This is a genomic window from Enterobacter sp. 22452, assembly GCF_052045065.1.
Classification (GTDB): domain Bacteria; phylum Pseudomonadota; class Gammaproteobacteria; order Enterobacterales; family Enterobacteriaceae; genus Enterobacter; species Enterobacter mori.
The window spans coordinates 350,055-376,028 of sequence record NZ_JBQEOB010000001.1 but is presented as its reverse complement, the minus strand read 5'-3'; the positions used below and the strand labels follow the sequence as shown (position 1 = coordinate 376,028).

General features: G+C 62.0%; 22 protein-coding genes. 9 read left to right on the top strand and 13 right to left on the bottom strand.

Annotated elements, in window-relative coordinates; all coding sequences use genetic code 11:
- Nucleotides 1–51 precede the first annotated feature (51 nt).
- Nucleotides 52–2,157, bottom strand: coding sequence for a pyruvate/proton symporter CstA (gene cstA, locus ACTJJA_RS01800; protein WP_421511783.1), 2,106 nt, complete (start codon nucleotides 2,155–2,157; stop codon nucleotides 52–54).
- Nucleotides 2,158–2,425: 268 nt separating this feature from the next.
- On the opposite strand from cstA, the gene ACTJJA_RS01795 reads away from it, so the two are divergent.
- Genes ACTJJA_RS01795 through ACTJJA_RS01785 form a run of 3 tightly spaced genes read left to right on the top strand, consistent with a single transcriptional unit; the run spans nucleotide 2,426 to nucleotide 4,708 of the window.
- Complete coding sequence (locus ACTJJA_RS01795; protein WP_440665875.1) at nucleotides 2,426–3,121, top strand: nucleoside recognition domain-containing protein; 696 nt, start codon at nucleotides 2,426–2,428, stop codon at nucleotides 3,119–3,121.
- Complete coding sequence (locus tag ACTJJA_RS01790; RefSeq protein ID WP_440665873.1) at nucleotides 3,118–3,582, top strand: YjiG family protein; 465 nt, start codon at nucleotides 3,118–3,120, stop codon at nucleotides 3,580–3,582. Before ACTJJA_RS01795 ends, ACTJJA_RS01790 begins: the two co-directional genes overlap by 4 nt.
- A 13-nt stretch (nucleotides 3,583–3,595) precedes the next feature.
- Nucleotides 3,596–4,708, top strand: coding sequence for a M20 family metallopeptidase (locus ACTJJA_RS01785; protein WP_440665871.1), 1,113 nt, complete (start codon nucleotides 3,596–3,598; stop codon nucleotides 4,706–4,708).
- Between the two features lie 87 nt (nucleotides 4,709–4,795).
- Here ACTJJA_RS01785 and entH read toward each other — a convergent pair whose 3' ends face one another.
- Genes entH through entC form a run of 5 tightly spaced genes read right to left on the bottom strand, consistent with a single transcriptional unit; the run spans nucleotide 4,796 to nucleotide 9,621 of the window.
- On the bottom strand, nucleotides 4,796–5,209 hold the full coding sequence (gene entH / locus ACTJJA_RS01780; RefSeq protein ID WP_420984894.1) for a proofreading thioesterase EntH: 414 nt from the start codon (nucleotides 5,207–5,209) through the stop codon (nucleotides 4,796–4,798).
- On the bottom strand, nucleotides 5,209–5,961 hold the full coding sequence (entA, locus tag ACTJJA_RS01775) for a 2,3-dihydro-2,3-dihydroxybenzoate dehydrogenase EntA (protein ID WP_440665869.1): 753 nt from the start codon (nucleotides 5,959–5,961) through the stop codon (nucleotides 5,209–5,211). The genes entH and entA overlap by 1 nt, the downstream gene beginning before the upstream one ends.
- Entirely contained in the window at nucleotides 5,961–6,815 is an 855-nt protein-coding gene (locus ACTJJA_RS01770) for an isochorismatase (RefSeq protein ID WP_218307852.1), read from the bottom strand. Before ACTJJA_RS01770 ends, entA begins: the two co-directional genes overlap by 1 nt.
- A gap of 10 nt (nucleotides 6,816–6,825) precedes the next feature.
- Nucleotides 6,826–8,436 (bottom strand): (2,3-dihydroxybenzoyl)adenylate synthase EntE, encoded by a 1,611-nt coding sequence (entE, locus tag ACTJJA_RS01765; RefSeq protein ID WP_440665866.1) that lies wholly within the window; start codon nucleotides 8,434–8,436, stop codon nucleotides 6,826–6,828.
- Between the two features lie 9 nt (nucleotides 8,437–8,445).
- Nucleotides 8,446–9,621 carry an isochorismate synthase EntC gene (gene entC / locus ACTJJA_RS01760; protein ID WP_218307850.1) on the bottom strand — a complete coding sequence of 392 codons (1,176 nt, stop codon included), beginning with the start codon at nucleotides 9,619–9,621 and terminating at the stop codon, nucleotides 8,446–8,448.
- A 188-nt stretch (nucleotides 9,622–9,809) separates the two neighbouring features.
- Between entC and fepB the strand changes: the two genes are divergently transcribed.
- Entirely contained in the window at nucleotides 9,810–10,769 is a 960-nt protein-coding gene (gene fepB / locus ACTJJA_RS01755; protein ID WP_440665864.1) for a Fe2+-enterobactin ABC transporter substrate-binding protein, read from the top strand.
- An 83-nt stretch (nucleotides 10,770–10,852) separates the two neighbouring features.
- On the opposite strand, the gene entS is transcribed toward fepB, so the two are convergent.
- The gene (gene entS / locus ACTJJA_RS01750) at nucleotides 10,853–12,088 is read right to left on the bottom strand and encodes an enterobactin transporter EntS (RefSeq protein ID WP_440665862.1); all 1,236 of its coding nucleotides are present in this window, start codon (nucleotides 12,086–12,088) and stop codon (nucleotides 10,853–10,855) included.
- A gap of 108 nt (nucleotides 12,089–12,196) precedes the next feature.
- On the opposite strand from entS, the gene fepD reads away from it, so the two are divergent.
- The 3 genes from fepD to fepC are packed head-to-tail and all read left to right on the top strand — an operon-like array spanning nucleotide 12,197 to nucleotide 14,981.
- Nucleotides 12,197–13,201 (top strand): Fe(3+)-siderophore ABC transporter permease, encoded by a 1,005-nt coding sequence (gene fepD / locus ACTJJA_RS01745; protein ID WP_174340521.1) that lies wholly within the window; start codon nucleotides 12,197–12,199, stop codon nucleotides 13,199–13,201.
- Nucleotides 13,201–14,190 (top strand): iron-enterobactin ABC transporter permease, encoded by a 990-nt coding sequence (gene fepG, locus ACTJJA_RS01740; RefSeq protein WP_440666558.1) that lies wholly within the window; start codon nucleotides 13,201–13,203, stop codon nucleotides 14,188–14,190. The genes fepD and fepG overlap by 1 nt, the downstream gene beginning before the upstream one ends.
- Entirely contained in the window at nucleotides 14,187–14,981 is a 795-nt protein-coding gene (gene fepC, locus ACTJJA_RS01735) for an iron-enterobactin ABC transporter ATP-binding protein (RefSeq protein WP_440665860.1), read from the top strand. The genes fepG and fepC overlap by 4 nt, the downstream gene beginning before the upstream one ends.
- 82 nt (nucleotides 14,982–15,063) lie before the next feature.
- Here the strand turns inward: fepC and entF are convergent, their stop codons facing one another.
- Genes entF through fes form a run of 3 tightly spaced genes read right to left on the bottom strand, consistent with a single transcriptional unit; the run spans nucleotide 15,064 to nucleotide 20,340 of the window.
- On the bottom strand, nucleotides 15,064–18,921 hold the full coding sequence (gene entF, locus ACTJJA_RS01730) for an enterobactin non-ribosomal peptide synthetase EntF (RefSeq protein ID WP_440665858.1): 3,858 nt from the start codon (nucleotides 18,919–18,921) through the stop codon (nucleotides 15,064–15,066).
- Complete coding sequence (locus ACTJJA_RS01725; RefSeq protein WP_221550594.1) at nucleotides 18,918–19,130, bottom strand: MbtH family protein; 213 nt, start codon at nucleotides 19,128–19,130, stop codon at nucleotides 18,918–18,920. The genes entF and ACTJJA_RS01725 overlap by 4 nt, the downstream gene beginning before the upstream one ends.
- A 10-nt stretch (nucleotides 19,131–19,140) precedes the next feature.
- Complete coding sequence (gene fes, locus ACTJJA_RS01720; RefSeq protein ID WP_440665855.1) at nucleotides 19,141–20,340, bottom strand: enterochelin esterase; 1,200 nt, start codon at nucleotides 20,338–20,340, stop codon at nucleotides 19,141–19,143.
- Nucleotides 20,341–20,486: 146 nt separating this feature from the next.
- Between fes and ACTJJA_RS01715 the strand changes: the two genes are divergently transcribed.
- Both ACTJJA_RS01715 and entD read left to right on the top strand, forming a co-directional pair.
- Nucleotides 20,487–22,736 (top strand): TonB-dependent siderophore receptor, encoded by a 2,250-nt coding sequence (locus ACTJJA_RS01715; protein WP_010428395.1) that lies wholly within the window; start codon nucleotides 20,487–20,489, stop codon nucleotides 22,734–22,736.
- A gap of 113 nt (nucleotides 22,737–22,849) precedes the next feature.
- Nucleotides 22,850–23,524 (top strand): enterobactin synthase subunit EntD, encoded by a 675-nt coding sequence (gene entD / locus ACTJJA_RS01710; RefSeq protein WP_440665853.1) that lies wholly within the window; start codon nucleotides 22,850–22,852, stop codon nucleotides 23,522–23,524.
- On the opposite strand, the gene ACTJJA_RS01705 is transcribed toward entD, so the two are convergent.
- Genes ACTJJA_RS01705 through sitB form a run of 3 tightly spaced genes read right to left on the bottom strand, consistent with a single transcriptional unit; the run spans nucleotide 23,478 to nucleotide 25,974 of the window.
- Nucleotides 23,478–24,317, bottom strand: coding sequence for a metal ABC transporter permease (locus ACTJJA_RS01705; protein WP_042713803.1), 840 nt, complete (start codon nucleotides 24,315–24,317; stop codon nucleotides 23,478–23,480). The two genes, entD and ACTJJA_RS01705, sit on opposite strands and share 47 nt — an antisense overlap.
- Nucleotides 24,314–25,171 carry an iron/manganese ABC transporter permease subunit SitC gene (gene sitC, locus ACTJJA_RS01700; protein ID WP_440665850.1) on the bottom strand — a complete coding sequence of 286 codons (858 nt, stop codon included), beginning with the start codon at nucleotides 25,169–25,171 and terminating at the stop codon, nucleotides 24,314–24,316. The genes ACTJJA_RS01705 and sitC overlap by 4 nt, the downstream gene beginning before the upstream one ends.
- Complete coding sequence (gene sitB, locus ACTJJA_RS01695) at nucleotides 25,168–25,974, bottom strand: iron/manganese ABC transporter ATP-binding protein SitB (protein WP_010428383.1); 807 nt, start codon at nucleotides 25,972–25,974, stop codon at nucleotides 25,168–25,170. The genes sitC and sitB overlap by 4 nt, the downstream gene beginning before the upstream one ends.

The following is a 25,974-nucleotide window of genomic DNA, read 5'->3' as shown; positions in this document are numbered from 1 at the left end:
ACCCTCTCCCCTTTGGGGAGAGGGCCGGGGTGAGGGGTATGTCTGATTAAATTAATGTGCCCCTTTGGCCTGGGTGACAATCTCTTCCAGGTTTTCAGGCATTGGCTCGTAAGGCGTCTCTTTTGCCGTTGGCTTGTCGACTTTCAACGCCGCCAGCGCGGTTTTGAGAGAATACAACGCCAGCACCACGACCACCACCATAAAGAAGATAGTCAGCCCGGCGTCCAGACGGTTGTTAAACACCAGCTGCGACAGCTGCGACTCCGTGTACTGCGCCGGGATCTTACCGCTGTCGATCATCGCCTGGAACTTGTTGGCGATCGCCAGGAAGCCCACCTTGTTGTCCGGGCTGAAGGCTTTCTGCCAGCCTGCCGTCAGGGTACAAATCAGCAGCCATGCGGTTGGCACTAACGCCACCCACGCGTAACGCTGGCGCTTCATCTTGAACAGCACCACCGCGCAGAGCATCAGTGCCATGCCCGCCAGCATCTGGTTGGCGATACCAAACAGCGGCCACAGGGTGTTAATCCCACCCAGCGGGTCGACCACGCCCTGGTGCAGGAAGTAGCCCCACGCCAGCACGCACAGCGCCGTCGCCAGCAGGTTAGCCGGGAGCGAATCGGTACGCTTCAGGTTCGGGGAGATCACGCCCAGCAGGTCCTGGAGCATAAAGCGCGCCGCACGGGTTCCTGCGTCCACCGCCGTCAGGATAAACAGCGCCTCGAACAGGATGGCGAAGTGATACCAGAAGGAGACGTCCATCAGCCCGCCCAGCGCGCCGTGCAGGATGTAGGCCATCCCCACCGCCAGCGTCGGCGCACCGCCCGCACGGGAGATGATCGACTGCTCGCCCACCTCATTAGCAATGTGCGTTAGCGTTTCAGGGGTAATGGCAAAGCCCCAGCCGCTCACCACCTGTGCAGCGGATGCCACCACGTCAACGGTTCCGGCAGGTGCCAGCACCGCCATCGGGCTGTTCATCGCGAAGTACACGCCCGGATCGATAATGCAGGCCGAGACCAGCGCCATGATAGCGACAAAGGACTCCATCAACATGCCGCCGTAGCCAATCAGGCAGGCCTGATTTTCATTCGCCAGCATCTTCGGCGTGGTGCCGGAGGCAATCAGCGCGTGGAAGCCAGACACCGCCCCGCAGGCGATGGTGATAAACAGGAACGGGAACAGGTTACCGGTCCAGACCGGGCCGGTGCCGTCGATGAATTTGGTCAGCGCAGGCATGGTCAGGGTCGGGCGCATAATCAGAATGCCGATGGCCAGCCCGACGATGGTGCCGATTTTCAGGAAGGTGGAAAGGTAATCACGCGGAGCCAGCAGGAGCCACACCGGCAGCACCGCCGCCACAAAGCCGTAGCCCACCAGCATCCAGGTCAGCTGCACGCCGGTAAAGTCGAAGAACGGTGCCCAGGTTGGGCTTTCCGCCACCCAGCCGCCGGAGATAATGGCGAACACGAGGAACACCAGGCCAATCACCGACACTTCACCAATGCGCCCCGGGCGCAGATAGCGAATGTAGATCCCCATAAACAGCGCCAGCGGAATGGTGAAGGCAACGGTATAGGTTCCCCACGGGCTGTGGGTCAGCGCTTTCACCACGATCATCGCCAGCACCGCGAGGATGATCACCATGATCATAAAGGTCGCCACCAGAGCGATCACCCCGGCGGTTGCCCCCATCTCCTCCTTCACCAGCTCACCCAGCGAACGCCCGTCGCGGCGGGTGGAGACGAACAGCACCATAAAGTCCTGCACCGCGCCCGCCAGCACCACGCCCGCGAGGATCCAGATCATCCCCGGCAGGTAGCCCATCTGCGCCGCCAGCACCGGCCCCACCAGCGGGCCCGCGCCGGCAATCGCCGCGAAGTGGTGACCGAACAGCACTTTTTTATCGGTCGGCACGTAGTCCAGCCCGTCGTTATGGCGGACGGCAGGCGTCATGCGCGTCGCGTCAACCCCTAACACGTTCTTCGCGATATAGCGGCCATAAAAACGGTACGCGATCAGATAAATGCAGACGGAGGCGACGACGATCCAGAGCGCATTGATCTGTTCCCCCCGGTTGAGGGCGATATAGCCCAGGGCAAAGGCTCCCACAACGGAGAGCCCTGCCCATATAAGGTATTTCCCTGAGTTGTTCATAGTGGTTATCCGTTGTTGTGAAACAGTGAGATGTTACATTTTGTTTCTAGAACAACCGGAAAAATTTAACAACTTTGAAACGCAATAATGCGTGGTCAAACCAGACATTTACACCACATTGTTAAGCCGATCACTTTCGTGACGTCCTCGGTCACACTTTTGCCTTTTTCATCCGTGCGCCGCCTTACGGAATGATTTGTATCATTTTTTTTGCTCATAACCTCGCCAGAATGATCCTGCGCAATCGCGTACATACAAGGAAAAGGATATGAACAGTTCTGTACCTCAGGATAGTAAGGTCGGTCCGGGCGCGTACTTCGCCCTGGCGTTTGCAGCCGTTTTCTTCTCCGGCCTGTTAGGCGGAAAAGAGTGGTACGGCATCTTTGATTTCACCACCCTCAACGGCGCATTTGGCAAAGTGGTCAGTAAAGCCAGTCTGGATGACGGTACGTTAACCACAGCCAGCAGCGCCTTTCGCGGCACCGGCGGCAGCGGCGCGATGGACGGGTTTCTCTTCGCGCTCGGTTTAATTCCCGCGGTGATGTTCGCGCTGGGGATGATCAACGTGCTGGAGCACTATGGCGCGCTGCGTGCCGCCCGCAAACTCTTAACCCCTCTGCTGCGCCCGCTTCTGGGCATTCCCGGCACCACCGGGCTGGCGCTGATTGGCAGCCTGCAAAGCACCGACGTGGGCGCATCGCTTACCCGCAATCTGTCAGACGAAGGGCAAATCAGCGAAAAAGAGAAAGACGTTTTCGCCATGTTCCAGTTCTCCGCCGGGGCGATGATCACCAACTTTTTCTCTTCCGGGGCGATCCTCTTTACGCTGGTCGCCGTTGACGGCACGGCGGCGGTTCCCACGTCCATCGGAGCCTGTATCGCCGTCATGTTCATCATGAAAATCGTGGGCGCAAATCTGCTGCGATTGATCCTGTCCTTCACCCGCAAAGGAGACGCCGCATGAGTGCCCCACAGTCTAACCCCGTCATTACCGATGTCTTCGTCGAAGGCGCGCGCAAAGGCTGGAGCATTGCCACCAGCAGCACCCTGCCCAACGTGGTGATGGCGTTTATCATCATCAAAGCGCTGGAAATTACCGGTGCCCTGAAAGGGCTGGGCATGATCTTCGCCCCGTTAATGGGCCTGTTCGGCCTGCCGGGCGAAGCGGCCGCCGTGCTGATTGGCGGCTGGATGTCGATGGGCGGCGGGATAGGCGTCGCCATCGGCCTGTTTGATAAAGGTATCCTCACCGGCGAACACCTGGCGATTCTGGCGCCCGCCATCTACCTGATGGGCTCGCAGGTACAGTACCTGGGCCGCATTCTGGGCGTGATCGGCACCCGCGCCAAACGTATCCCGCTGATGATCGCCATCTCGGTCGTCAACGCGTTTTTAGCCATGCTGCTGATGCGCATTATTCTCTGAACAGGAGGTGAACATGAATCTTGACCATTACATTGAAGAGCTGAAAACCCTGGTGAACGTGGACTGCGGCACCCAGACCATTGCGGGCGTTGCCGCCGTGGCAGGCATCATGCAGCGGCTCTGGCAGCGCGAGGGCTGGCACACCGAGCAGGTGAACCTGGGCGACAAGGTGGGTCCCGGCGTCTTCGTCAGCAACAAACCGCAGGCCGAACGCTTTGACGTGCTGCTGGTCGGGCACCTGGATACCGTATTTGCCCCCGGCACCGTCGCCGAGCGTCCGATGAGCGAGGACGATACCCGCCTGTACGGCCCCGGCGTCTCGGATATGAAGAGCGGACTTCTGAATATTTTGTGGGCAATGCGCGGGCTCGACGCCGCAGACAACGATCGTCTCGCGATTGCCGTGGCGATGAACCCGGACGAAGAGACCGGCTCGGTGCATTCCCACGAATGGATTGGCGAGCTGGCTAAGCGTTCCCGCTGCGTGCTGGTCTGCGAAGCCGCCCGAGCCGACGGCTCGCTGGTGAAAGCGCGTAAAGGGATGGCGGGCTATCACCTCACCTTCAGCGGCGTGGCGGCACACGCGGGCAACGACCCGGAGAAAGGTCGCTCGGCAATTACCGCGCTGGCAAACAGCGTCATCGCCATTAATGCGCTAACCGACTGGGATCGCGGCACCACGCTTAACATCGGGGTGATTCACGGCGGCAGCGCGGCCAACGTGGTGGCGGATAACGCCGTAGCCGAACTCGACGTGCGCTTCTGGGAAAACGACGAGTACGACCGGGTGAATCAGGCGCTGGAGGCGTTATGTGAAAAAGGCTTTTTAGACGGCGTGACCACTACGCTTGCGCGGGTGAATCACAAACCGGCGATGGCAACCAGTAAAGCGACTCAGGCCCTGATGCAGCAGGTTGAAGCGGCAGGAAAAGCGGAGGGTATCGACATTACCTGGCAGGCGGTCGGCGGCGGGAGCGACGCCAACCACACCGCGGCGCTCGGCATCCCGACGCTCGACGGCCTGGGGCCGATTGGCGCCGGGTTCCACAGCCCTGCGGAATGGCTGGATAAAGCGTCGATTGCACCGCGAATTCGGCTGTTGAAGCGGGTGGTATCGATGTTGTAAACATTGCCCGGTGGCGCTTCGCTTACCGGGCCTACGTGAGGTGTAGGCCGGGTAAGGCGAAGCCGCCACCCGGCAATTCTGCCCCGTTCACCCCAACACCATCGTACTCAACCGGCAGGTGCAGCACCGCCGCCCCTGCTCGTCGAAGACCACGATCTCCCAGCTCTGGCTGGAGCGCCCCAGATGCAGCGGCTGGCACACCCCGCGCACTCTCCCCTGCGACACCGCCCGGTGGTGCGTGGCGTTAAGCTCTGTGCCCACCACGTTCTGTCCGTCGCGAGTCATCAGAAAGCCGGCCATCGACCCCAGCGTTTCCGCAAGTGCCGCCGACGCGCCGCCGTGCAGCAGGCCGAACGGCTGATGGGTGCGCGCATCCACCGGCATCTCCGCTTCCAGCGTGTCGTCACCGATACGGGTATAGACGATGCCGAGATGCGCCACCAGGGTGTTCATGCTGGTGGCGTTCAGCTCCTCGAGCGATAAATGACGTTTCCAGATCATCACGCCCCCAGCGTGGAGCCGCCGTCCACCACGATATCCTGCAGGGTGATATGGCTGGCGACATCGGATGCCAGGAACAGCACCGTGCTGGCAATCTCCTGCGGGCGGGCGATTTTGCCCAGCGGAATGCCGAGCTTGAACTGCTCGCCAAAGCCGCGAATACGCTGCTGCTCCGCGTCGTCGCTGGTCCACAGGGTGCGCTGCATGTCGGTGTCCGTTGAGCCAGGCGACACCAGGTTACAACGCACGCCGCTGCTCGCCAGCTCCAGCCCGACGGTCAGGGCCAGGCTTTTCAGCGCCGCTTTCGACGCACCGTAGGCGCTCATGCCGATGCGCGGCGTGTGCGCCGCGTCGGACGCCACGGTGACTATCGCCCCGCCCTGCTGACGGCGGAACTGGCCCATCGTCTGCTGGAACAGGTTGAACGCGCCGCCGACGTTGACCGCGAAGGTCTGCTGCCAGTCCTCCAGCGAGAGCTGGTCCGTCGCCCCCATGCGCAGAATACCCGCCGCGTTGACCAGCACGTCCAGACGCTCAAGGGTATTAAGCAAACGGCCACACACATCGCTGACCTGAGCAAAATCCGCCACGTCCAGCGTTTCGATGGCAAACGGATAATCTTCCTGCGGGAAGGCCAGATCGAACCCGGTCACCTGCGCGCCCGCCTCCGCAAACGCCAGCGCCGTCGCGTAGCCAATCCCCTTCCCCGCGCCCGTCACCCAGACGGTTTTGCCAGTAAAATCAAAACGCATTACTTCACCTCGCGGGAGAGCAGCGCCCACCAGGCGTCGATTGTTGGATTTTTTGCCAGCATCACGAAGTCGATATCACCGTGCACTTTGCGCCAGCGCGCGGCCAGCGCCATCATGCGTACCGAGTCCAGGCCGTAGTCGATCAGGTTTTCGTCATCCATCGGCTCGTCGGACTCGTCCAGCAGCGGCAGGATCAGCTCGCGCAGCGCGGCTTTGGTCGCCGGAACGGACGGAAGCAGCTCGTCGGTCATCACCACGCGGCCCGAACGTCCGGCCACGTAGTTCAGCGACATCAGATGCTCGTCGCGGGTGAAATCCGCCAGCGCGTCGGCGATAAAGAACGGCTTGATGTCGCGCATAAAGGCATCGGTGGCGGTGGTCATGCAGCCGATATGGGCGTACACGCCGGTAATCAGCAGCTGGTTGCGGCCCGTCTCTTTCAACATCTGCTCCAGCGGCGAGCGGTGAAACGCGCTGTAGCGCCACTTGACCAGCACCGTGTCGGCTTCGTCCGGCGTGAGTTCAGCGACGATACGCTGCTGCTCCGGCGAACGGGTCAGTCCCGGCCCCCACATGTCGTTCAGCAGGGCGCGGTCTTCGTCGCTCTGCTCTTTCGGCTGAGCGGTGTAGTACACCGGAATATTGTGCGCTTTGCAGAAGGCGCGCAGTCTGGCGATATTCGCCACCACCTGCTGCATCATCGCGCTATTTTCACCCCAGAAGTTCAGGAAATACTCCTGCATATCGTGGATCAACAGCGCCGCGCGCTCCGGCTCAAAGCTCCAGTTCACCTTGTTGGTCGGCAGCTCTGCAGCCGTCGGCAGGGCGTAAGCGGTTAATTTTGGGATAGCCATACTCTGTTCCTCAGCCCCGGGCGCGTTCAGCGAGCCACAGGCGCAACTGTTTCTTATCGACTTTGCCGACCGGCGTTAACGGGAGCGCATCCACGCTCTCCACGCGGTCCGGCAGCTTGAACTCGGCAACGCCCTGCTCGCGCAGGAAGCGACGCACCTCGACCGCGCGCAGGGGCTGTTTCACCACCAGATACGCGCAGCTTTTTTCGCCCAGCAGGCTGTCCTCCATGCTCACCAGCGCGGCGTGGATCACCGCCTCATGGCGCAGCAGCAGGTTTTCAATCTCTTCGGCGGCGATCTTCTCCCCGCCTCGGTTGATCTGATCTTTCTCGCGCCCCTGCACGGTGATGTAGCCCTGTTCGTCGATGGCGATCAGATCCCCTGAGCAGTAAAAGCCGTTGGAGTCGAAGGCGCTGGCGTTGTGTTCCGGGCTGTTGAAATAGCCGCGGAAGGTATACGGCCCGCGCGTCATCAGACGCCCGACTTCGCCGCGCGGCAGCGGGTTACCGTGTTCGTCCGCCACCCACACTTCGTCGTCGGGGCACATCGGACGGCCCTGGGTGTTGATGATGCGCTCCGGCGCGTCATCGAGCGCTGTGTAGTTCACCAGCCCTTCCGCCATGCCGAACACCTGCTGAAGCTGGCAGCCGATTTCCGCCGGAATGCGCGCCGCGAGCGTGGCGGAGAGGCGCGCGCCGCCCACCTGAAGCAGCTTCAGAGATCTCAGCTGCGCGTTCCCCGCGCCGTCGGCAATCGCCTGCAGCCACAGGCTCACCGCCGGGGGCACCAGCGAGGTGACGTTGATCTGATGCCGTTCAATCAGCGGGAAGCAAAGCGTCGCGCTCGGATCGTTCGCCAGCACCACGCAGCCGCCCGCGGTGAAAACGCCTAACGATCCTGGCGAGCTCATGGCGTAGTTATGCGCCGCGGGCAGCGCGTTCAGGTAACGCGTTTCGGCGGTGATGCCGCAAATCTCGTTGCTGCGGCGGATGCTGTAGTCGTAATCGTTATGCGTGCGCGGGATCAGCTTCGGCGTGCCGGTGCTGCCGCCGGAGAGCTGGAAAAACGCCACCTCGTCGGCGGGCGTCGGGTTCGGGATGAAATTGTCCGCCGGGCGCGCAATCGCCGCTTCCAGCGCGTGTTCACCCTTATCGCTGCGCAGCAGCACGGCGCGTACCGAGCGGTGCGCATCTACAAAGGCGTTGAGAAAGTCATCGCCCACAAACAGCGCGTGGTCGCGATCGGCAATCAGCACGGCGGGTTTGATCTGCTCCGCGTAGGCATTCAGCTCGCTGCGCTGATGGCTAAAGAGCGCGTTCACCGGCGCGACGCCGATTTGCAGCAGCGCGAAGAAGGTAATGTAGAACTCGGCCACGTTGCCGAGCTGCACCAGCGCGGTCTCGCCGCGGTGCAGCCCCTGCGCCTCAAGGGCGGACGCCAGGTTGTTCACCGCCTGATTAAACGTGCGGTAGGTAATGTGCCGCTCGCCGTCGATTATCGCTACCGCATCGCTGTCCGCGCGATCCGTCAGAATGTGGGTCAGCGGCAGATCCTGCCAGTAGCCTTTTTCACGGTAGCGGTGGGCGAATTCCTCAGGCCAGCGGGTAAAGGGAATGGTCATGAGTATTCCTTAGTGCAAACCAAAAACGTTGAGCATGGTGGAGAGCTTCACGCCGGTTTCGCGCCACTCGCCCACCGGCGAGGAGGCGGGAACAATGCCCGCACCGGCAAACAGGCGAACGCTATTTTTATGCAGACGCGCGCAGCGGATGGTCACCACCCACTCGCCGTTGCCTTCGCTGTCGCACCAGCCGACGATGCCGCCGAACAGCTCGCGGTCGAACGGCTCCAGCTCGGCAATCAGCTGTTTTGCTGCCTGATGCGGGAAACCGCTCAGTGCAGGCGTCGGGTGCAGCAGGCAGGCCAGCGTCAGGGCGTTTTCATTTTCACGCGCCTCGCCTTCTACCGGCGTTGCCAGATGCCACAGCGTCGGCGTGGTAATCAACTGAGGAGAATCCGGCATGCTGAGATGGTGGCTGCGCGGTGCCAGAATGGCCTTCATCGCCTGGGTCACCAGGTCGTGCTCGTGACGGTCTTTTTCGGAGGCCAGCAGCTTATTGCCCGCTTCGCGATCTAATACGTCGTCTGGCTGACGACGCGCCGAGCCTGCCAGCGGCAGCGAGCTAAAGTGCGCGCCCTCTTTGCGCAGCAGCAGTTCGGGGCTTGCCCCCAGCAGCACGCCGCCGTCTTCCAGCGGCACGTGGAAATTAAAGCTCGCCGGGTTCTGAGCGATAAGACGCTCCATCAACGCACCGCTATCAATGTTGTTATCGGTCGCAATATCAATCAGGCGCGACAGCACGACCTTGTTCACCTGCGGCGTGGCGGTCAGCGCCGCGGCGCGGGCGACCATCTCTTCAAACACAGGCTGCGGGGGGATCTCGGTACGTTTTTCAATATTCAGTGACTGCGCACCGGAGAAATAGCGTGAAGACTGCTGACGCGCCGGGCGAGAAAACGTCTGCCAGCGTTCGGGAATAAACAGCGACGACGGCTTGCGGGTATCGAATGGGATTGCCCCTACCATGACCGGATGGGCGATGCCGCTGGCCTTCGCGTTCTGAAAAGCCTGGGCTAATTTCTGCTGGAAGCGGCCTGCCGGATCGTCGCCGCCAACGGCGGACTCAGAAAAGCGGGCAACGCAGCCGGACGTGGTAAAACTGCGGTAAGGCGACATAAAGAAAAAGCTGTCTGATTGCAGCGTAGTTGCGGTGTGCTGAACTTCCTCAGCCAGGGACGTATCCATATCATCCTCCTCAAAATGATAAAAGAAGCAATAATGATTATCATTTATATTTTCGTCGGCTAACCTAATCCCACAGCGCCCCGCTGTCAACCGTCGGTCAAACAACTTGTGCGACAAACGCTTGCATCCCTTCCCGGCAATCATGAAAATGAGAAGCATTAACTTCAACGATAACAGGATGCCGCTCAGTGAAATTCCCTGCCCTTTGCCGTAATGCCTTTCTTCTGACAGGTCTTTTTGTTTTAGGACTAACCTCAGCGACCGCCGCCGACTGGCCGCGCCAGGTGACCGACAGCCGCGGCGTGCATACCCTTGAGAGCAAACCGACGCGCATTGTCTCCACCAGCGTGACCTTAACCGGCTCCCTGCTGGCGATTGACGCCCCGGTCGTCGCCAGCGGCGCCACCACGCCGAACAACCGCGTGGCGGATGGGCAGGGTTTCCTGCGCCAGTGGGGGGATATTGCGAAACAGCGCAAGGTTGCGCGGCTGTACATTGGCGAGCCGAGCGCCGAAGCGGTTGCCGCCCAGATGCCGGATCTGATTTTGATCAGCGCTACCGGCGGGGATTCCGCGCTGGCGCTGTACGATCAGCTCTCCGCCATCGCGCCGACGCTTATCATCAACTACGACGACAAGAGCTGGCAGGAACTGCTGACCCAGTTGGGCACCATCACCGGTCAGGAAAAACAGGCCGCCGGGCGCATTGCCGCCTTTGATAAACAGCTCGCGCAGGTAAAAGAGCAGATGAAGCTGCCGCCGCAGCCTGTGAACGCCATCGTCTACACCGCCGCCGCGCACAGCGCCAACCTGTGGACCGCTGAATCCGCACAGGGCAAGCTTTTGCACCAGCTGGGCTTTACGCTGGCGGAGCTGCCCGCCGGGCTGCAGACCTCGAAAAGCCAGGGCAAACGCCACGACATTATTCAGTTGGGCGGTGAAAACCTGGCGACGGGGCTGAACGGTGAAGGGCTGTTTGTGTTTGCGGGCGATAAGAAAGACGTCGACGCGATTTACGCCAACCCGCTGCTGACGCATCTGCCGTCGGTGAAGAACAAACGGGTTTGGGCATTGGGAACCGAGACGTTCCGCCTGGATTATTACAGCGCGATGTTGGTGTTGCAGCGTTTAGAGGCAATTTTCGGGTAATGCCTGCGCCCGGTGGCGCTTCGCTTACCGGGCCTACGGGTGCAAAATGTAGGCCGGGTAAGGCGCAGCCGCCACCCGGCAAATCACACCGGGGCACTCTCCTGCCTGAACCGCCGCAATTCCACCAGCGCCACTAACAAAATCACGCCAACCATCGCTAACGCAAACCCGCTGCTGCTCGCCGAGGCCACCGGGGTCATCATCGCCCCCAGCCCGCCGAGGATCGCCGCGCCAATCGCATCCCCCGTCACGTTCTGCGCCGTCCACAAGCCGTTAATGCGCCCGAGCATCCCTTCCGGCGTCTGGGTCTGGATCAGGGTGTACTGCAAAAGCGAGCTGATGGCGCTCAGCCAGCCGAAGATCACCAGACACAACACGCCCAGGGCCCACACCGGCATCAGGCTAAAGAAGCCAATGGCGATAAACGACGCCAGCGTGGCAAGCAGCATAATCAACCCCGGACGCGCGCTTTGCGCCAGGTTGCCGCTGGTCAGTGCCCCGCAGGCCGCGCCGAGCGGAATGGCGGCGTACAGCACGCCAATCTCCGAGGCGCTCATCTGCCACTCTCCCGCCAGCGCTGGGTAGAGCACGCGCACGGCGCTCGCCATCGTCAGCAGGCCGCCGAGCAGCGCAATGCCGCCAATCAGCGGGTTGCTGAACAGGAAACGAATAGCGGCCATCAGCGATTTCAGCGGATGCTCGCGCGGCTGCGGCGGAGGTGGCAGCAGCGGCAGGCGCAGCAGGGTCAGGGTGGTGATAAAGGTCCCCGCCGCCGCCAGCCCGTAGTTCCACGCCACGTTGCCGGTCGCCAGCAGCAGGCCGCCCACCATTGGCGAAATCACCGAGCCGAGGCGCACGGTGAGCATGGTGATCGCCCCCGCCTGCATCAGGTTCTCGCGCCCGACCAGCGCGGGCGTTGCCGCCAGCAGCGCCGTCACCCCCAGCGAGGCGAAGAAACCGTCCCACAGCCCCAGCGCGTAAATGGCGATCAGCGACGGCTCCGGCAGCATGGCGTTCAGACACAGCCCGATAAAGCCCACGCCGCAGGTGCCGCGCGCCAGCAGGATCAGCTTCTTACGCTCGTAGCGGTCCGCCAGCACGCCGCCGACCATCAGGCCGATGAACATCGCCCCGCCGGTTAAGGTGACGGATAACCCCACCAGCCAGCTGGAGTGCGTCAGGGTCTGGATCTGTACCGGCACGGCCACGCCGAGCAGCCCGAGGGACAAAATGGAGATAAAGCGAGCGATAAATACGGCGCGATACGCCGGGTGCGTTTTCAGCAGGCTGAGGTTGAGCAGCCAGGATTTTTGATTCATGACAAAGCCTTGAGTCTATTTCTACCCTTTCCATGGGCGCACATGCTAACATAGCCAAATAAGATAGATAACGATAATCACTATCATTATCAAATCATGGATGTTGCTATGTCGTTTTCCTCTTCTGCGGTGCGCGCCGTTGCCGTGCCCGTTTTACTGCTGCTCCTGAGCCTTGCGGTTGCACTCAGCCTGCTGGTCGGCGCGAAGCCGCTGCCCGCGTCCGTTATCGTTGATGCGCTCTCCGGCACCTGCCAGAGCGCTGACTGTATTATCGTGCTCGACGCCCGACTCCCCCGCACGCTTGCCGGACTGCTGGCGGGTGGCGCGCTCGGCCTTGCCGGTGCCCTGATGCAAACCCTTACCCGTAACCCGCTGGCGGACCCCGGCATTCTCGGCGTTAACTCCGGCGCCAGCTTTGCCATCGTGCTCGGCGCGGCGCTGTTCGGATTGACCTCGCCCTCCGAACAGCTGGCGATGGCCTTCTGCGGCGCGCTGGCCGCCTCGCTGGTCGTCGCCTTTACCGGCAGCCAGGGCGGCGGCCAGCTGAGTCCGGTCCGCCTGACGCTGGCGGGCGTGGCGCTCGCGGCGGTGCTGGAAGGCTTATCCAACGGCATCGCCCTGCTCAACCCGGACGTTTACGACCAGCTGCGCTTCTGGCAGGCCGGTTCGCTGGATATCCGCACCCTTGAAACGTTAAAAGTGGTGGCGATCCCGGTCATTATCGCTGCCGCCGTGGCGCTGTTTTTAAGCCGCGCGCTCAACAGCCTGAGTCTCGGCAGCGACACCGCGACCGCCCTCGGCAACCGCGTGGCGCGCACGCAGCTGATTGGTCTGCTCGCCATCACCGTGCTGTGCGGCAGCGCGACCGCGGTGGTCGGCCCGATCGCCTTTATTGGCCTGATGATGCCGCACATGGCGCGCTGGCTGGTGGGGGCGGATCACCGCTGGTCGCTGCCGGTGACGCTGCTGGCCACCCCTGCCCTGCTGCTGTTTGCCGACGTGCTGGGCCGCCTGCTGGTGCCCGGTGAACTGCGCGTCTCGGTGGTCAGCGCCTTTATCGGCGCGCCGGTGCTGATCTTCCTGGTACGCCGTAAACGCGGAGGTGGCGCATGATGGCCCCGTCCCGGCGTTTAGTCGCCTGCGTCTTCCTGCTGCTTGTCGCCATTCTGCTGCTGGCGGTCTGGAGCCTGCGCAGCGGCGCGGTCACGCTCGATTTTGCGCAGGTCTTTAACGCCCTGCTCGGCAGCGCGCCGCGCAACATCACTATGGTGGTGACGGAGTGGCGACTGCCGCGCGTGGCGATGGCCATTCTGGTGGGCGCGGCGCTCGGCGTGAGCGGTGCAATCTTCCAGTCGCTGATGCGCAACCCGCTCGGCAGCCCGGACGTGATGGGCCTCAACACCGGGGCCTGGAGCGGCGTGCTGGTGGCGATGGTGCTGTTTGGTCAGCACCTGACGGCGATTACCTTTACGGCGATGGCGGGCGGCATTCTGACGTCATTACTGATCTGGGCGCTGGCCTGGCGTAACGGTATCGACACCTTCCGTCTGATCATCATCGGGATCGGCATCCGCGCCATGCTGATGGCCTTTAATACCTGGCTTTTACTGCAGGCCTCGCTGGAAACCGCGCTCTCCGCCGGGCTGTGGTATGCCGGTTCTCTCAACGGCCTGACGTGGGGCAAAACCTGGCCCGCCGCGCCGCTGATTTTGCTGATGTTTATCGGCGCGCTGCTGCTGGTGCGACGCATGCGCCTGCTGGAGATGGGCGACGACAGCGCCTGCGCGCTGGGCGTGGGCGTCGAGCGCTCGCGCCTGATGCTGATGCTGGTCGCCGTACTGCTGACTGCCGCCTCTACCGCCATCGCCGGGCCGATCTCGTTTATCGCCCTCGTGGCACCGCACATCGCCCGCCGCCTAAGCGGGACCGCGCGCTGGGGATTAACCCAGGCGGCGTTCTGCGGCGCATTGTTGCTATTGGCCGCCGATCTCTGCGCCCAGCGGCTGTTTATGCCTTATCAACTGCCGGTGGGCGTGGTGACCGTCAGCCTCGGCGGGATTTACCTCATCGTCTTGCTCGTTCAGGAGTCACGCAAGAAATGACAGACACAACTACCCGCTTGCGCGGCGAAAACCTTACCCTCGGCTACGGCAAAAAAATCATTGCCCGTGACTTATCCGTCGCCATTCCGGACGGTCATTTTACGGCAATCATCGGGCCGAACGGCTGCGGCAAATCGACCCTGCTGCGCACGCTGAGCCGCCTGATGACGCCGGCTGAAGGCAGCGTCTTCCTCGACGGAGAGCAGATCCAGCGCTTCGCCAGCAAAGAGGTGGCGCGGCGCATCGGGCTGCTGGCGCAAAACGCCACCACGCCGGGAGACATCACGGTGCAGGAGCTGGTCTCGCGCGGGCGCTATCCGCACCAGCCGCTGTTCACCCGCTGGCGTAAAGAGGATGACGAGGCGGTGAACCGCGCGATGCAGGCGACGGGGATTACCGATCTGGCCCAGCAGAGCGTGGACACCCTTTCCGGCGGGCAGCGCCAGCGCGCGTGGATTGCGATGGTGCTGGCGCAGGAGACCGCCATCATGCTGCTGGACGAGCCGACGACCTGGCTCGACATCAGCCATCAGATTGACCTGCTGGAGCTGCTGAGCGAGCTGAACCGCACGCAGGGCTATACCCTGGCAGCGGTGCTGCACGATTTAAACCAGGCGTGCCGCTACGCCACGCATCTGATTGCGCTTCGCAACGGCGAGATTGTGGCGCAGGGCGCGCCGAAAGAGATTGTGACGCCGGATCTGATCGAGCGGATCTACGGCATGCGCTGCATGATAATTGACGACCCAGTGGCGGGCACGCCGCTGGTGGTGCCGTTAGGTCGGCGGTAATTGCCGGGTGGCGGCTGCGCCTTACCCGGCCTACACTCGGCTCCGGTAGGCCCGGTAAGCGCAGCGCCACCGGGCATTTGCACTATACTAAAATTTCCTTCAGTACCGGCCCAATCTTCTCAAATGCCTGCGGTGAAATGATATCCACGTGGGCGCAATCCTGGCTGTACACCTCAAGCTCCGCCACCCACGGTGACCAGGCCTGCTGCGGATCCATCGTTCGCGTTCGCTCGGCGACAAACAGCGTCGCTTTGCCGTCAAAGCGCGCGCTGTGAGCCGTGGTCAGCAACCGCACCGCGTCGGCGTAGTTGCCTTCGATAGCGTTAAACAGCTCGCTGGAGCCCTGCCCCTGCTGCGCGGCGATAAACGCCTGGCGCTCGCGCTCGATTTCCGCCAGCACCTCCGGGTCGAGACCGTTGGCCTCTTTCTCCGCCCAGTTCTGGGTTTCCGGCGGCCAGGTATCCAGCAGGCCGAGGAACGCGACCTCTTCACCCGACTGGCAAAGACGCGACGCAATGCCCTGCGCCAGCGTGCCGCCGAGAGAATAACCGAACAGATAGTATGGCCCCTGCGGCTGCTGCTTACGCAACGTATTCAGATGATGCTCAATCACTCCATCCAGATCCGCACACTGCTGCATCGGCCCTTCCGGGCGCGGCGACTGAATGCCCATGACGGACCAGCGCGGGCTGAGGTAGCGCGCCAGCACGCTAAACTGCCAGGCAAAGCCGGACGCCGGATGGAAGCAAAACAGCGTCGGGCCATTACCTTCGCGCAGCGGCAGAAGGGTTTCATACCCCAGACGCTGCGCCTGCTCGTCGCTCATCTGCGAGTCCAGCAGCGCGCTGAGCTTGCTCACCGTGGAGGCGACCATAATCTGCCCCGGCGTCACCCTGCGCTCGAACGCGCGGCTAAGCTGCGCCGCCAGGCGCATCGCCAACAGCGAGTGGCCGCCGAGGGCAAAGAAGTCGGCCTCAATGTCGCTCACCTCGCAGCCCAGCAGCGCGGAAAACGCCTGCGCGACGGCGACTTCGGTTTCGGTTTCCGGCGCGCGCCCAGAAGTTTTGCTGGTCAGCTCCGGCAGCGGCAGCGCCTTGCGGTCGAGCTTGCCGTTCGCGCTGAGCGGCAGCGCGCTGATTTGCAGCAGCACTACCGGCACCATGTGCGGCGGCAGCTGGGCTTTGAGCGACGCCAGCAGCGCGTCGCGATCCAGCGGTAAGCCGGATTCAGAGACGACATACCCTACCAGCTGACGGGCATCACCGCCGGTTGCCACCGCCTGGTTGAACACGCAGGCGTGGGCGACGGCCTGGGCGACGTCCGGCAGCGACTGCATCGCCCGGTCGATTTCACCTAGCTCAATGCGCTGACCGCGAATTTTTAGCTGATCGTCGCTGCGGCCCAGATACTCCACCGCGCCGTTGTCCAGCCAGCGGGCAACGTCGCCGGTGCGGTACATCCGCTCGCCGGGGGCAAACGGGTCGGCGATAAAGCGGCTGGCGGTGAGATCCGGACGGCCCAGATACCCCTGCGCCAGCTGAATGCCGGTGAGATAAAGGTCGCCCGCCACGCCGAACGGCACCGGGCGCATCATCGCGTCAAGGATGCGTAGCCCCGTGTTCCACACCGGGAAGCCAATTGGCACGCTGTTGCCTTCCACCGCCGCCAGCTCGGGGCCAAACGCCGGATACCAGCTCACATCCACCGCCGCTTCCGTTGGACCATAGAGGTTGTGCAGCGGCGCACGAGTGAGCTGTTCCCACTCCCGGCACAGCCCGGTAGGCAGCGCTTCGCCGCTGCAGAACACCTGCTTAAGGGTTTTGCAGCACGCAGCGTTTTCCGGGGTCAGCGAGGCGACAAAGGCCGCCAGCATCGACGGCACGAAGTGGGTGGTGGTCACGCCGTACTGCGCAAAGAAACTCTGCATTGCCTGCGGATCGCGGTGCGCGTCCGGCTCGGCCATCACCAGCTTCGCCCCGGCGATAAACGGCCACCAGAACTCCCACACCGACACGTCAAAGCTGCACGGCGTTTTCTGCGCCACCACGTCAAACGCCGTCAGAGGGTAATGGTCCTGCATCCACTTCAGGCGGTTAACGATTGCGGTATGGCCGACCATGACCCCTTTCGGGCGTCCCGTCGAACCGGAGGTAAAGATGATGTACGCCGTCTGCTCCGGCGTCGCCAGGCGGAGCGGTTTCGCATCCGCAGCCGGTAACAGTGTGTTGTAACTAAACGTCGTAATCGGCAGATCGCTAAAACGCGGGAGCTGCTCGTCGGTGGTAATGAGCAGGGACGGCTTCGCGTCCTCCAGCATCATCCGCAGGCGGTCGTCCGGGTAGCCGGTATCCAGCGGCAGCCACGCGGCACCGGCCTCGACGATGCCGTGCAGCGCCAGCGTCAGGAACACCGAGCGCGGCAGGGCCACCGCCACGCTGTCGCCGGGCTTCACGCCGCGTTCGCGCAGTAAGTTTGCCAGCGCGACGACCTGCTCGCGCATCTGGCGATAGTTCAGCTCGATGTGCGCATCCGCCAGCGCAGGGGCGTCCGGCGTTTTGCTCGCCTGCTCCGCCACCAGATCCGCCAGCGTGGTAGACGGTAACGCCAGCCCGGTATCGTTGATGCGGGCGAGCTTCGCGTATTCCTGCTCTGAAACGGTTTCCACTTCGCCGCAGCGCAGGTCCGGATTAGCCGAAAACTGCAGCAGCATCGCGTTCAGGCGCGCCACGTGACGGGTAAGCGTCGCCTCATCGTAACGCTGTTTATTGGCGAGGATCTCAATGCGGAGATCGCCCTGCTCGTCCGGGAACAGCGCCAGCTCGAGATCGTTCACCGGGCCGGTTGCCAGCGTGTGGGTGATGGCCTCCACGCCGTCGATATCCAGCTGATAATCGAAAACTTTAACGTTCAGCACCGGGCCAAACAGCGCTTCGTCGCCTGCGGCACGCCCGCTGTCGCGCACGATCTGCTCGGCGTCGTAGCGCTGATGGCGGCGCATTTTTTTCAGCTGGTTAGCCAGTCGCAGCGCCAGCGCGGGCAGGCTCTCCTGCGCGTCGATATTGACCGCCAGCGGCAGCACGTTGAGCACCGGCCCGGTCGCGGTGAGCGCCGCGGAACCCATGCGGCGCATAAAGATAAACCCGGCGGCGTAGTCCAGCCGTCCGGTGAGGCGGCCCAGCCACAGCGCCACCAGCGCAAGGGCCAGATCGGTGCGCTGTGCCTGCCCTGCCGCCTGTGCAAGCTGGCTAAAGGCGCGGCCGTCCATTGCAATTTTCAGGCGCAGAATGTCGGTAGTGGCGGCGCGTCCCGGCAGCGGCGCGGAAGAGAGCGAGACCGGAGAAGGAAGCTGCTTGCGCTGCTCTGCCCAGAAGGCACCGTCGCGCGCGTACGCCTCGCTGTCGCGATAGCGCTGATACTCGTCCACCACCTCGGCAAACGGCGTAAACGGGGGTGCAGGCGTCGGTTCACCCTTTTTCCAGGCGGTATAAATCGCGGCGATCTGGCGGGTAATGGCCGGGAAGCTGAAGCCATCCACCACCAGATGGTGATAGCGCTGATACCAGTACCAGTGGCTGTCCCCCACCTGAATCAGCTGGTGAAACGCCAGCGGCTGGCCGCTATCGACGCGCAAGTTCTGGTTAAGATCGGCCTCCATCAGCGCCACGGCGTCGTCGTGAGAGGTAACGCGAACGATGGACGGCTCCGGCAGAATGAAGGTGTCATCCACCCACTGCCACACCTCGCCGTTATCCTCGGCAAAACGCATCCGCAGGGTATCGGCCTGCATCATGCCTTCAGCAATCGCTTTTGCCAGCAATGGCGCGTCAATGTCGCCTTTCAGTTCGGTGTAGTGCGCCACGCTCCAGGCGTTTGGCAGGGAGGAAAGCTGCTCCGCCATCCAGATACCCGGCTGGGCGGCAACGATAGGAAGACGGTTCATGCGCTCCCCTCCGCAAAATGGGACGGGACAAGCGTTTGCCAATGCCCGGCAAGCCACTGCTGGCACGCCTCCTGGGACTGCGGCTCGCAGACAACGCGCCAGCCTGCGGGCAGTTCGCACTGCTGCGGCCACAGGCTGTACTGCCCCTGGTCGTTTTGCAGAATGGCGAACTGTCCCTGCGGATTATCGAAAGGATTGCTGAATTCCATACAGACTCCGTTAGTGAATAAGCGGCTGCCAGAGGGTCATCAGCCCCTGCGTCAGCCCACCGCGCCAGCAAAGCGCATCGTGCCCGCCGTCAACCTGACGCCAGAAAATCGGCTGCTGCGTGTGTAGTTCGGCGAAAATCGCCTGATTCGCGCGGAAGATAAGCGGCTCGTTGCGCCCGGCCTCGAGGACAATGCGCAGCCCGCGTGCGGTTTTTTCACCCGCTTTAAGTTGTTCGATGAGCAGCCCATCCTGCTGCGCGCCGCGGTGCGGCCACCAGTAAGAGCCGGACTGGCTGAGGATGCAGCCAAAACGCTGCGGCCAGTTGAGGCCAGCATAAAGCGAAGAGAGGCCACCAAAGCTCTGGCCCGCCACGATGGTCCGATCGGCACGGTCGCTGAACGAGGCGGTTGTTTTCACAAGGGGAAGGAGTTCTTCCTGCACCGCCAGCCAGAAATCGGGATTACAGGGCAGTTCCCGGCTGCGATGTTCTGTGTCGATCGCATCAATTAAGACGTAGACCGCAGGCGGCAGTTTGCCGTCGCGGGTCAACGACGCCAGCGCAGGCCAGACGGGCATGCTTTCGGCCCAGAACTGCCCGTCGAGCAGCACCGCCAGCGGGCGCCCGGAGCTGTCATCTCCGGTGGTAAAAATCCACACGCGGCGACGGTTGTTCAGACGTGCACTGTTCCACTCAATGCAGACCGGCGGCTGATACGGCGTATCGGGACGATCCCAGCCGGGCTGAACGGGGGCATCCGGCATCTCCAGCGCCGAGACGGCGTGACCGCGCCCGCCGCGCCAGCTCTGCGGATTCAGCGGGTCGGAGACCGCGTGCGGCAACAGTTTGCGCCAGCCTTCGCGCAGCGCCATGCGGTCCGGCTGCTCGCCTTCAAACACTGCGCTGGCAAAATCGTTTTCGTTATCGGAGGGGATAAAACAGTAGCTGCCGCGCCATTCGGGGCTGAACTCGCCCTGCCACTGCCAGACGTCGGTATCCGGGATGCGCTCAAGAGATTGCGGGCGGGCATTTTGATGATGATCGGTCACGCCGGTGATGTAGAGCCAGACGCGTTTAACCGTTGACGTTTTCTGCGTTCCTGCCGGGTCACGCCACCAGAAGGTGACGCGATAGCTCGCCTTCAGACGTTCCCATTCTGGCCCGTTTTTCGACTGCCACCAGGCTTCACTTCCCGTTGTTAACGCCGTCACCCTTATAACCTCATGTTTAACAGTCTTTTTTGTTTCAGGACAAATTTTATTGATAATATTATTGATAACTATTTGCATTTGCAATAGCGTAATGCCCGCGCTGTGGGAAGCGCGCTCATTAAATAACCATAAAAGCGGGACGTACAATGAATAAGAAGATTCACTCTCTGGCCTTGCTGGTCAATTTAGGGATTTATGGTGTCGCGCTGCCCGCCATGGCTGACGACAACACCGCCACCGCGCAGCACGAAGACACGATGGTGATCACCGCCGCCGAGCAGAACCTGCAGGCGCCGGGCGTGTCGACCATCACCGCCGATGAAATCCGCAAAAACCCGCCCGCGCGGGACGTGGCTGAAATCATCCGCACCATGCCGGGCGTCAACCTGACCGGGAACTCCACCAGCGGCCAGCGCGGGAACAACCGTCAGATTGACATTCGCGGCATGGGCCCGGAAAACACCCTGATCCTGATCGACGGTAAGCCGGTCACCAGCCGTAACTCCATCCGCCTGGGCTGGCGCGGCGAGCGAGATACCCGCGGCGATACCGGCTGGGTGCCACCAGAGATGATCGAACGCATCGAAGTGATCCGCGGCCCGGCCGCCGCGCGCTACGGTAACGGCGCGGCTGGCGGCGTGGTGAACATCATCACCAAAAAATTCGACAACCAGTGGCACGGCTCCTGGAACACCTACCTGAATGCGCCAGAACACAAGGACGAAGGTTCCACCAAGCGTACCAACTTCAGCCTCAGCGGTCCGCTGGGCGGCGATTTCAGCTTCCGCATGTTCGGCAACCTGGACAAAACCCAGGCCGACGCGTGGGACATCAATCAGGGCCACCAGTCTGACCGTACCGGTGCTTACGCCGACACGCTGCCCGCAGGCCGTGAAGGTGTGGAAAACAAAGACATTAACGGCGTGGTGCGCTGGGACTTCGCGCCAATGCAGTCTCTGGAGTTTGAAGCCGGCTACAGCCGCCAGAACAACCTGTACGCAGGTGACACGCAGAACACCAACAACGACAACAGCTCCAGCGGGCTGGTGAAGAAAAACTACGGTAAAGAGACTAACCGTATCTACCGCCAGAACTTTGCGGTGACCTGGAACGGCGGCTGGGATAACGGCATTACCACCAGCAACTGGGCGCAGTACGAACACACCCGCAACTCCCGTCTGGGCGAAGGGCTGGCGGGCGGTCTGGAAGGCTTGTTCAACAGCAATAAATTCACCGACACCGACCTGGCCGACGTGATGCTGCACAGCGAAATCAACCTGCCGATTGATTTCATCGTCAACCAGAACCTGACGCTGGGCACCGAGTGGAACCAGCAGCGCATGAAGGATTCCACCTCTAACACCCAGGCCCAGCAGGGCGGCACCATTCCGGGCATGAGCGACGACCGCAGCCCGTACTCCTCGGCGGAGATTTTCTCCCTGTTCGCCGAAAACAACATGGAGCTGACCGACAGCACCATGCTGACCCCTGCCCTGCGCTTCGATCACCACACCATCGTCGGCAATAACTGGAGCCCGTCGCTCAACCTCTCGCAGGGCCTTGGCGATGAATTTACGCTGAAGATGGGGATCGCGCGCGCCTACAAAGCACCGAGCCTGTACCAGACTAACCCGAACTACCTGCTCTACAGCAAAGGTCAGGGCTGCTACGCAAGCTCCGACGGCGTGGGCTGCTACATGATGGGTAACGACGACCTGAAAGCTGAAACCAGCATCAACAAAGAGATCGGCCTGGAGTGGAAACGTGACGGCTGGCAGGCGGGTGTGACCTGGTTCCGTAACGACTATCGCGACAAGATCGAAGCGGGCTACGCGCCGATTGGTCAGACGTCCACCAGCAAAGTCACCACCGATATTTACCAGTGGGAAAACGTGCCGAAGGCGGTGGTCGAAGGGCTGGAAGGCTCCCTGAACGTGCCGGTCAGCGACACCATCAACTGGACCAACAACATCACCTACATGTTGCAGAGCAAGAATAAGGAGACCGGCGACCGTCTGTCGATTATTCCGGAGTACACGCTGAACTCAACCCTGAGCTGGCAGGTGCATCAGGACGTGTCGCTCCAGTCGACCTTCACCTGGTACGGCAAGCAGCAGCCGAAGAAGTACAACTACAAAGGTCAGCCGGTGACCGGGTCTGAGAAAGACGAAGTCAGCCCGTACAGCATCGTTGGCCTGAGCGCGACCTGGGACGTGACCAAAAACGTCAGCCTGACCGGCGGCGTGGATAACGTCTTCGACAAGCGCCAGTGGCGTGCGGGTAATGCCCAGACCACCGGGAACACCACTACCGGTGCGTATATGTACGGTGCGGGTGCGTATACGTATAATGAGCCGGGCCGGACCTGGTATATGAGCGTGAATACGCATTTCTAGGTGAAAGCAAAACGGCAACCCTGTTGCCGTTTTTAGTGTTTGCTCCCTCTCCCTGTGGGAGAGGGTCGGGGTGAGGGCATCAGGCCGCACTATTCGTTGATAAAGGAAATCCCATGCACACCACCCACCGCACGTTCGCTCTCGCCAACCTCACCGTTCACCGCATTACCTTCGACCCCACCACCTTCACCGACGCCGATCTCCTCTGGCTCCCCCACCACGCTGAGCTTTCACACGCCGGACGCAAACGCAAAACCGAGCACCTGGCGGGTCGTATCGCCGCCGCGCACGCCTTACCGGATCACCCCGTTCCCGGCATCGGTCCCAGCGGCGAACCGCTCTGGCCGGACGGTATTTCCGGCAGCATCACCCACAGCGGTACGCAGGCCATGGCGGTTGTGGTCCGCGAGCGACAGGCGCTTATCGGCATCGATTGCGAAGCGATACTTCCCGAAAACGAAGCCAGAGAAATAAAGGATGGGATCATCGATTTGCAGGAAGAGCCTGTGCTTTCCCGCTCGGGATACCCGTTCGCCCTTGCACTGACGCTGGTGTTTAGCGCCAAAGAGAGCCTGTTTAAAGCCCTCTTTCCACGGGCGCAGGCTTATATGGGGTTTGACAGCGCCCGGGTGACAAAGCTTGACGATAAGACGCTTACGCTGGCGTTGACTCGTCAACTGGCAGACTTTAACGAAGGCGCCGCCTTCACCCTTCACTGGCAACAGCAGGGTGAACAGGCGATCACCCTGCTGTCACGCTCTCCTGCCGACGGGCCTTCACGCTGGTGACCCCGAACGTCACGATAAACACCATTGCGAACAGCACTACGATGGTCGGCGCAGGCGCGCTGTCGAGATAAAACGACGCATACACACCGCTTACCGACACGAGGGCTGAAACGGCGACCGCGACCAGCAACGCCATGTGGAAGCGTCGGGTGATCAGCACCGCCACCGCGCCGGGGGCAATCAGCAGCGAAATCGACAGAATAATCCCCACCGCCTTCAGCGTCGCCACGATGGTTAGCGAGACCATGCACAGTAAGCCGTAGTGCAGCCAGCGGGTGCGCAGCCCGCTCGCCTGCGCCTGCTGGTAATCAAAGCAGAACAGCAGAAAGTCGCGCCACTTCAGGCCAATCACCAGCGCGATCAGCCCCGCCACGATCCCACTTTGCAGAATGTCCATCCCGTTAATGCCCAGCATATCGCCGAACAGAATGTGGTCGAGATGCACCTCGGGTTTGACGGCGATATAGAGGATCAGGCCCGCGCCGAACATGCCGGAAAACACGATCCCCATGACCGTATCCTGCTTGATTCGGCTGTTATCCTTCAGGTATCCGGTGGCGACCGCGCAGAATAACCCGGCCACAAACGCCCCCAGCGCCAGCGGCAGGCCCATCATCCACGCCAGCACCACGCCGGGAAACACCGCGTGGCTCATGGCGTCGCCCATCAGCGCCCAGCCTTTCAGCACCAGAAAAACCGACAGCAGCGCGCAGGGCACGGCCACCAGGAGTGAAATCAGCAGCGCGTTGTTCATAAACGCAAACTGGAAGGGTTCAAGGAGCAGCGCCATCATGGCTGTGCCTCCTGCGTCTGACGCGCCCGACGGCGGCTGGCGAGCAGCCCGTGCTTCGGCGCAAAGACGAACGCCAGCAGGAACAGCAGCGTCTGGGCAACCACGATAATGCCGCCGGTCGCGCCGTCCAGATAGTAGCTGGCCCACGCGCCGAGGAAGCTGGTGATGCTGCCAATGGCGACCGCAATCATCAGCAGGCGCGGGAAGCGGTCGGTCAGCAGCCACGCGGTCGCGCCGGGGGTGACCACCAGACAGATCACCAGAAACGCGCCGACGGTTTGCAGCGCCGCCACGGTAGAGACCGCCAGCAGGGTAAAGAAGAGAATTTTCAGGCGTTCAGGGCGCAGGCCGATGGCGCGGGCGTGATTCTCATCAAAAAAGGTCACCATCAGATCTTTCCATTTGAACAGCAGGATAACCATCGACACCACGCCGATAATCGTCAGCTGAACGATATCCTCCGGGGCGATAGCCAGAATATTGCCGAGCACGATGGTCTGAATGTTCACCGAGGTCGGGTTAAGCGAGACCATAAACAGCCCGAGCCCGAAAAAGGAAGAGAAGATCAGCCCGATGATGGCATCCTCCTTCAGGCGGCTGCGCTGGTTGAGAAACAGCATGCTGCCCGCCGCCAGTCCGCCGGATAAAAACGCCCCCAGCGAGAACGGCAGCCCGAGCATGTAAGCGCCCGCCACGCCGGGCACGATGGAGTGCGACAGCGCATCGCCGATCAGCGACCAGCCTTTAAGCATCAGATAGCAGGAGAGAAACGCGCACAGCCCGCCCACCATCGCCGAGACCCACATCGCGTTGAGCATGTACTCGTAGCCGAAGGGTTCGAGAAGCGCGTTCATTTTGCCTCCTGTCGGTGCGTCACGAAGGGGCGTTCATCGTCGGTAATAATGCGATCTTCCGAACCGCTGAGCACCACGTGGCGCAGCACGCCGCTAAAGGCGCGCTCGAGATTTTCGGCGGTAAAGGTGGTTTCCGTCGGGCCGCTCGCCAGAACGGTGCCCTTGACCATCACCGTGTAATCACAAAACTCCGAGACCGAGCCCAGGTTATGGGTCGAGACCAGCATCGTTTTGCCCTCGTCGCGAAGCTCGCGCAGCAGGCTGATGATCCTGGCTTCGGTTTTGACGTCCACGCCAGTAAACGGCTCGTCGAGCAGGATCACCTCACCCTGCTGGGCAATCGCCCGGGCCAGAAACACGCGCTTCTTCTGCCCGCCGGACAGCTCGCCAATCTGCCGGTGGCGCAGCTCGAGCATATCCACGCGCTTCAGGGCGTCGGTCACGATTTGTCTGTCGCGATCTTTGGGCCGACGCAGAAACCCCATGTGCCCGTAGCGGCCCATCATCACCACATCTTCGACCAGCACCGGAAACGACCAGTCAACCTCTTCCGACTGCGGCACGTAGGCGACCAGGTTCTGGCGCAGCGCCCGGTGAGGCGGCAGCCCCAGAATAGTAATAGTGCCGCTCGCCGCCCGCACAAAGCCCATCACCGCCTTGAACAGCGTGGACTTGCCGGAACCGTTCACGCCAACCAGGGCGGCAATCGATCCGCCCGGCACGCTGAACGACGCGTCGCGCAGCGCCGTGTGGCCGTTGCGGTAGGTCACGGTGACGTCTGAGACAACAATCCCCTCGTGCAT

Coding starts and splice junctions, on each gene's coding strand:
- cstA (WP_421511783.1), bottom strand. CDS start 2,157: ATGAACAACTCAGGGAAATACCTTATATGGGCAGGGCTCTCCGTTGTG.
- ACTJJA_RS01795 (WP_440665875.1), top strand. CDS start 2,426: ATGAACAGTTCTGTACCTCAGGATAGTAAGGTCGGTCCGGGCGCGTAC.
- ACTJJA_RS01790 (WP_440665873.1), top strand. CDS start 3,118: ATGAGTGCCCCACAGTCTAACCCCGTCATTACCGATGTCTTCGTCGAA.
- ACTJJA_RS01785 (WP_440665871.1), top strand. CDS start 3,596: ATGAATCTTGACCATTACATTGAAGAGCTGAAAACCCTGGTGAACGTG.
- entH (WP_420984894.1), bottom strand. CDS start 5,209: ATGATCTGGAAACGTCATTTATCGCTCGAGGAGCTGAACGCCACCAGC.
- entA (WP_440665869.1), bottom strand. CDS start 5,961: ATGCGTTTTGATTTTACTGGCAAAACCGTCTGGGTGACGGGCGCGGGG.
- ACTJJA_RS01770 (WP_218307852.1), bottom strand. CDS start 6,815: ATGGCTATCCCAAAATTAACCGCTTACGCCCTGCCGACGGCTGCAGAG.
- entE (WP_440665866.1), bottom strand. CDS start 8,436: ATGACCATTCCCTTTACCCGCTGGCCTGAGGAATTCGCCCACCGCTAC.
- entC (WP_218307850.1), bottom strand. CDS start 9,621: ATGGATACGTCCCTGGCTGAGGAAGTTCAGCACACCGCAACTACGCTG.
- entS (WP_440665862.1), bottom strand. CDS start 12,088: ATGAATCAAAAATCCTGGCTGCTCAACCTCAGCCTGCTGAAAACGCAC.
- fepD (WP_174340521.1), top strand. CDS start 12,197: ATGTCGTTTTCCTCTTCTGCGGTGCGCGCCGTTGCCGTGCCCGTTTTA.
- fepG (WP_440666558.1), top strand. CDS start 13,201: ATGGCCCCGTCCCGGCGTTTAGTCGCCTGCGTCTTCCTGCTGCTTGTC.
- fepC (WP_440665860.1), top strand. CDS start 14,187: ATGACAGACACAACTACCCGCTTGCGCGGCGAAAACCTTACCCTCGGC.
- entF (WP_440665858.1), bottom strand. CDS start 18,921: ATGAACCGTCTTCCTATCGTTGCCGCCCAGCCGGGTATCTGGATGGCG.
- ACTJJA_RS01725 (WP_221550594.1), bottom strand. CDS start 19,130: ATGGAATTCAGCAATCCTTTCGATAATCCGCAGGGACAGTTCGCCATT.
- ACTJJA_RS01715 (WP_010428395.1), top strand. CDS start 20,487: ATGAATAAGAAGATTCACTCTCTGGCCTTGCTGGTCAATTTAGGGATT.
- entD (WP_440665853.1), top strand. CDS start 22,850: ATGCACACCACCCACCGCACGTTCGCTCTCGCCAACCTCACCGTTCAC.
- ACTJJA_RS01705 (WP_042713803.1), bottom strand. CDS start 24,317: ATGATGGCGCTGCTCCTTGAACCCTTCCAGTTTGCGTTTATGAACAAC.
- sitC (WP_440665850.1), bottom strand. CDS start 25,171: ATGAACGCGCTTCTCGAACCCTTCGGCTACGAGTACATGCTCAACGCG.
- sitB (WP_010428383.1), bottom strand. CDS start 25,974: ATGCACGAGGGGATTGTTGTCTCAGACGTCACCGTGACCTACCGCAAC.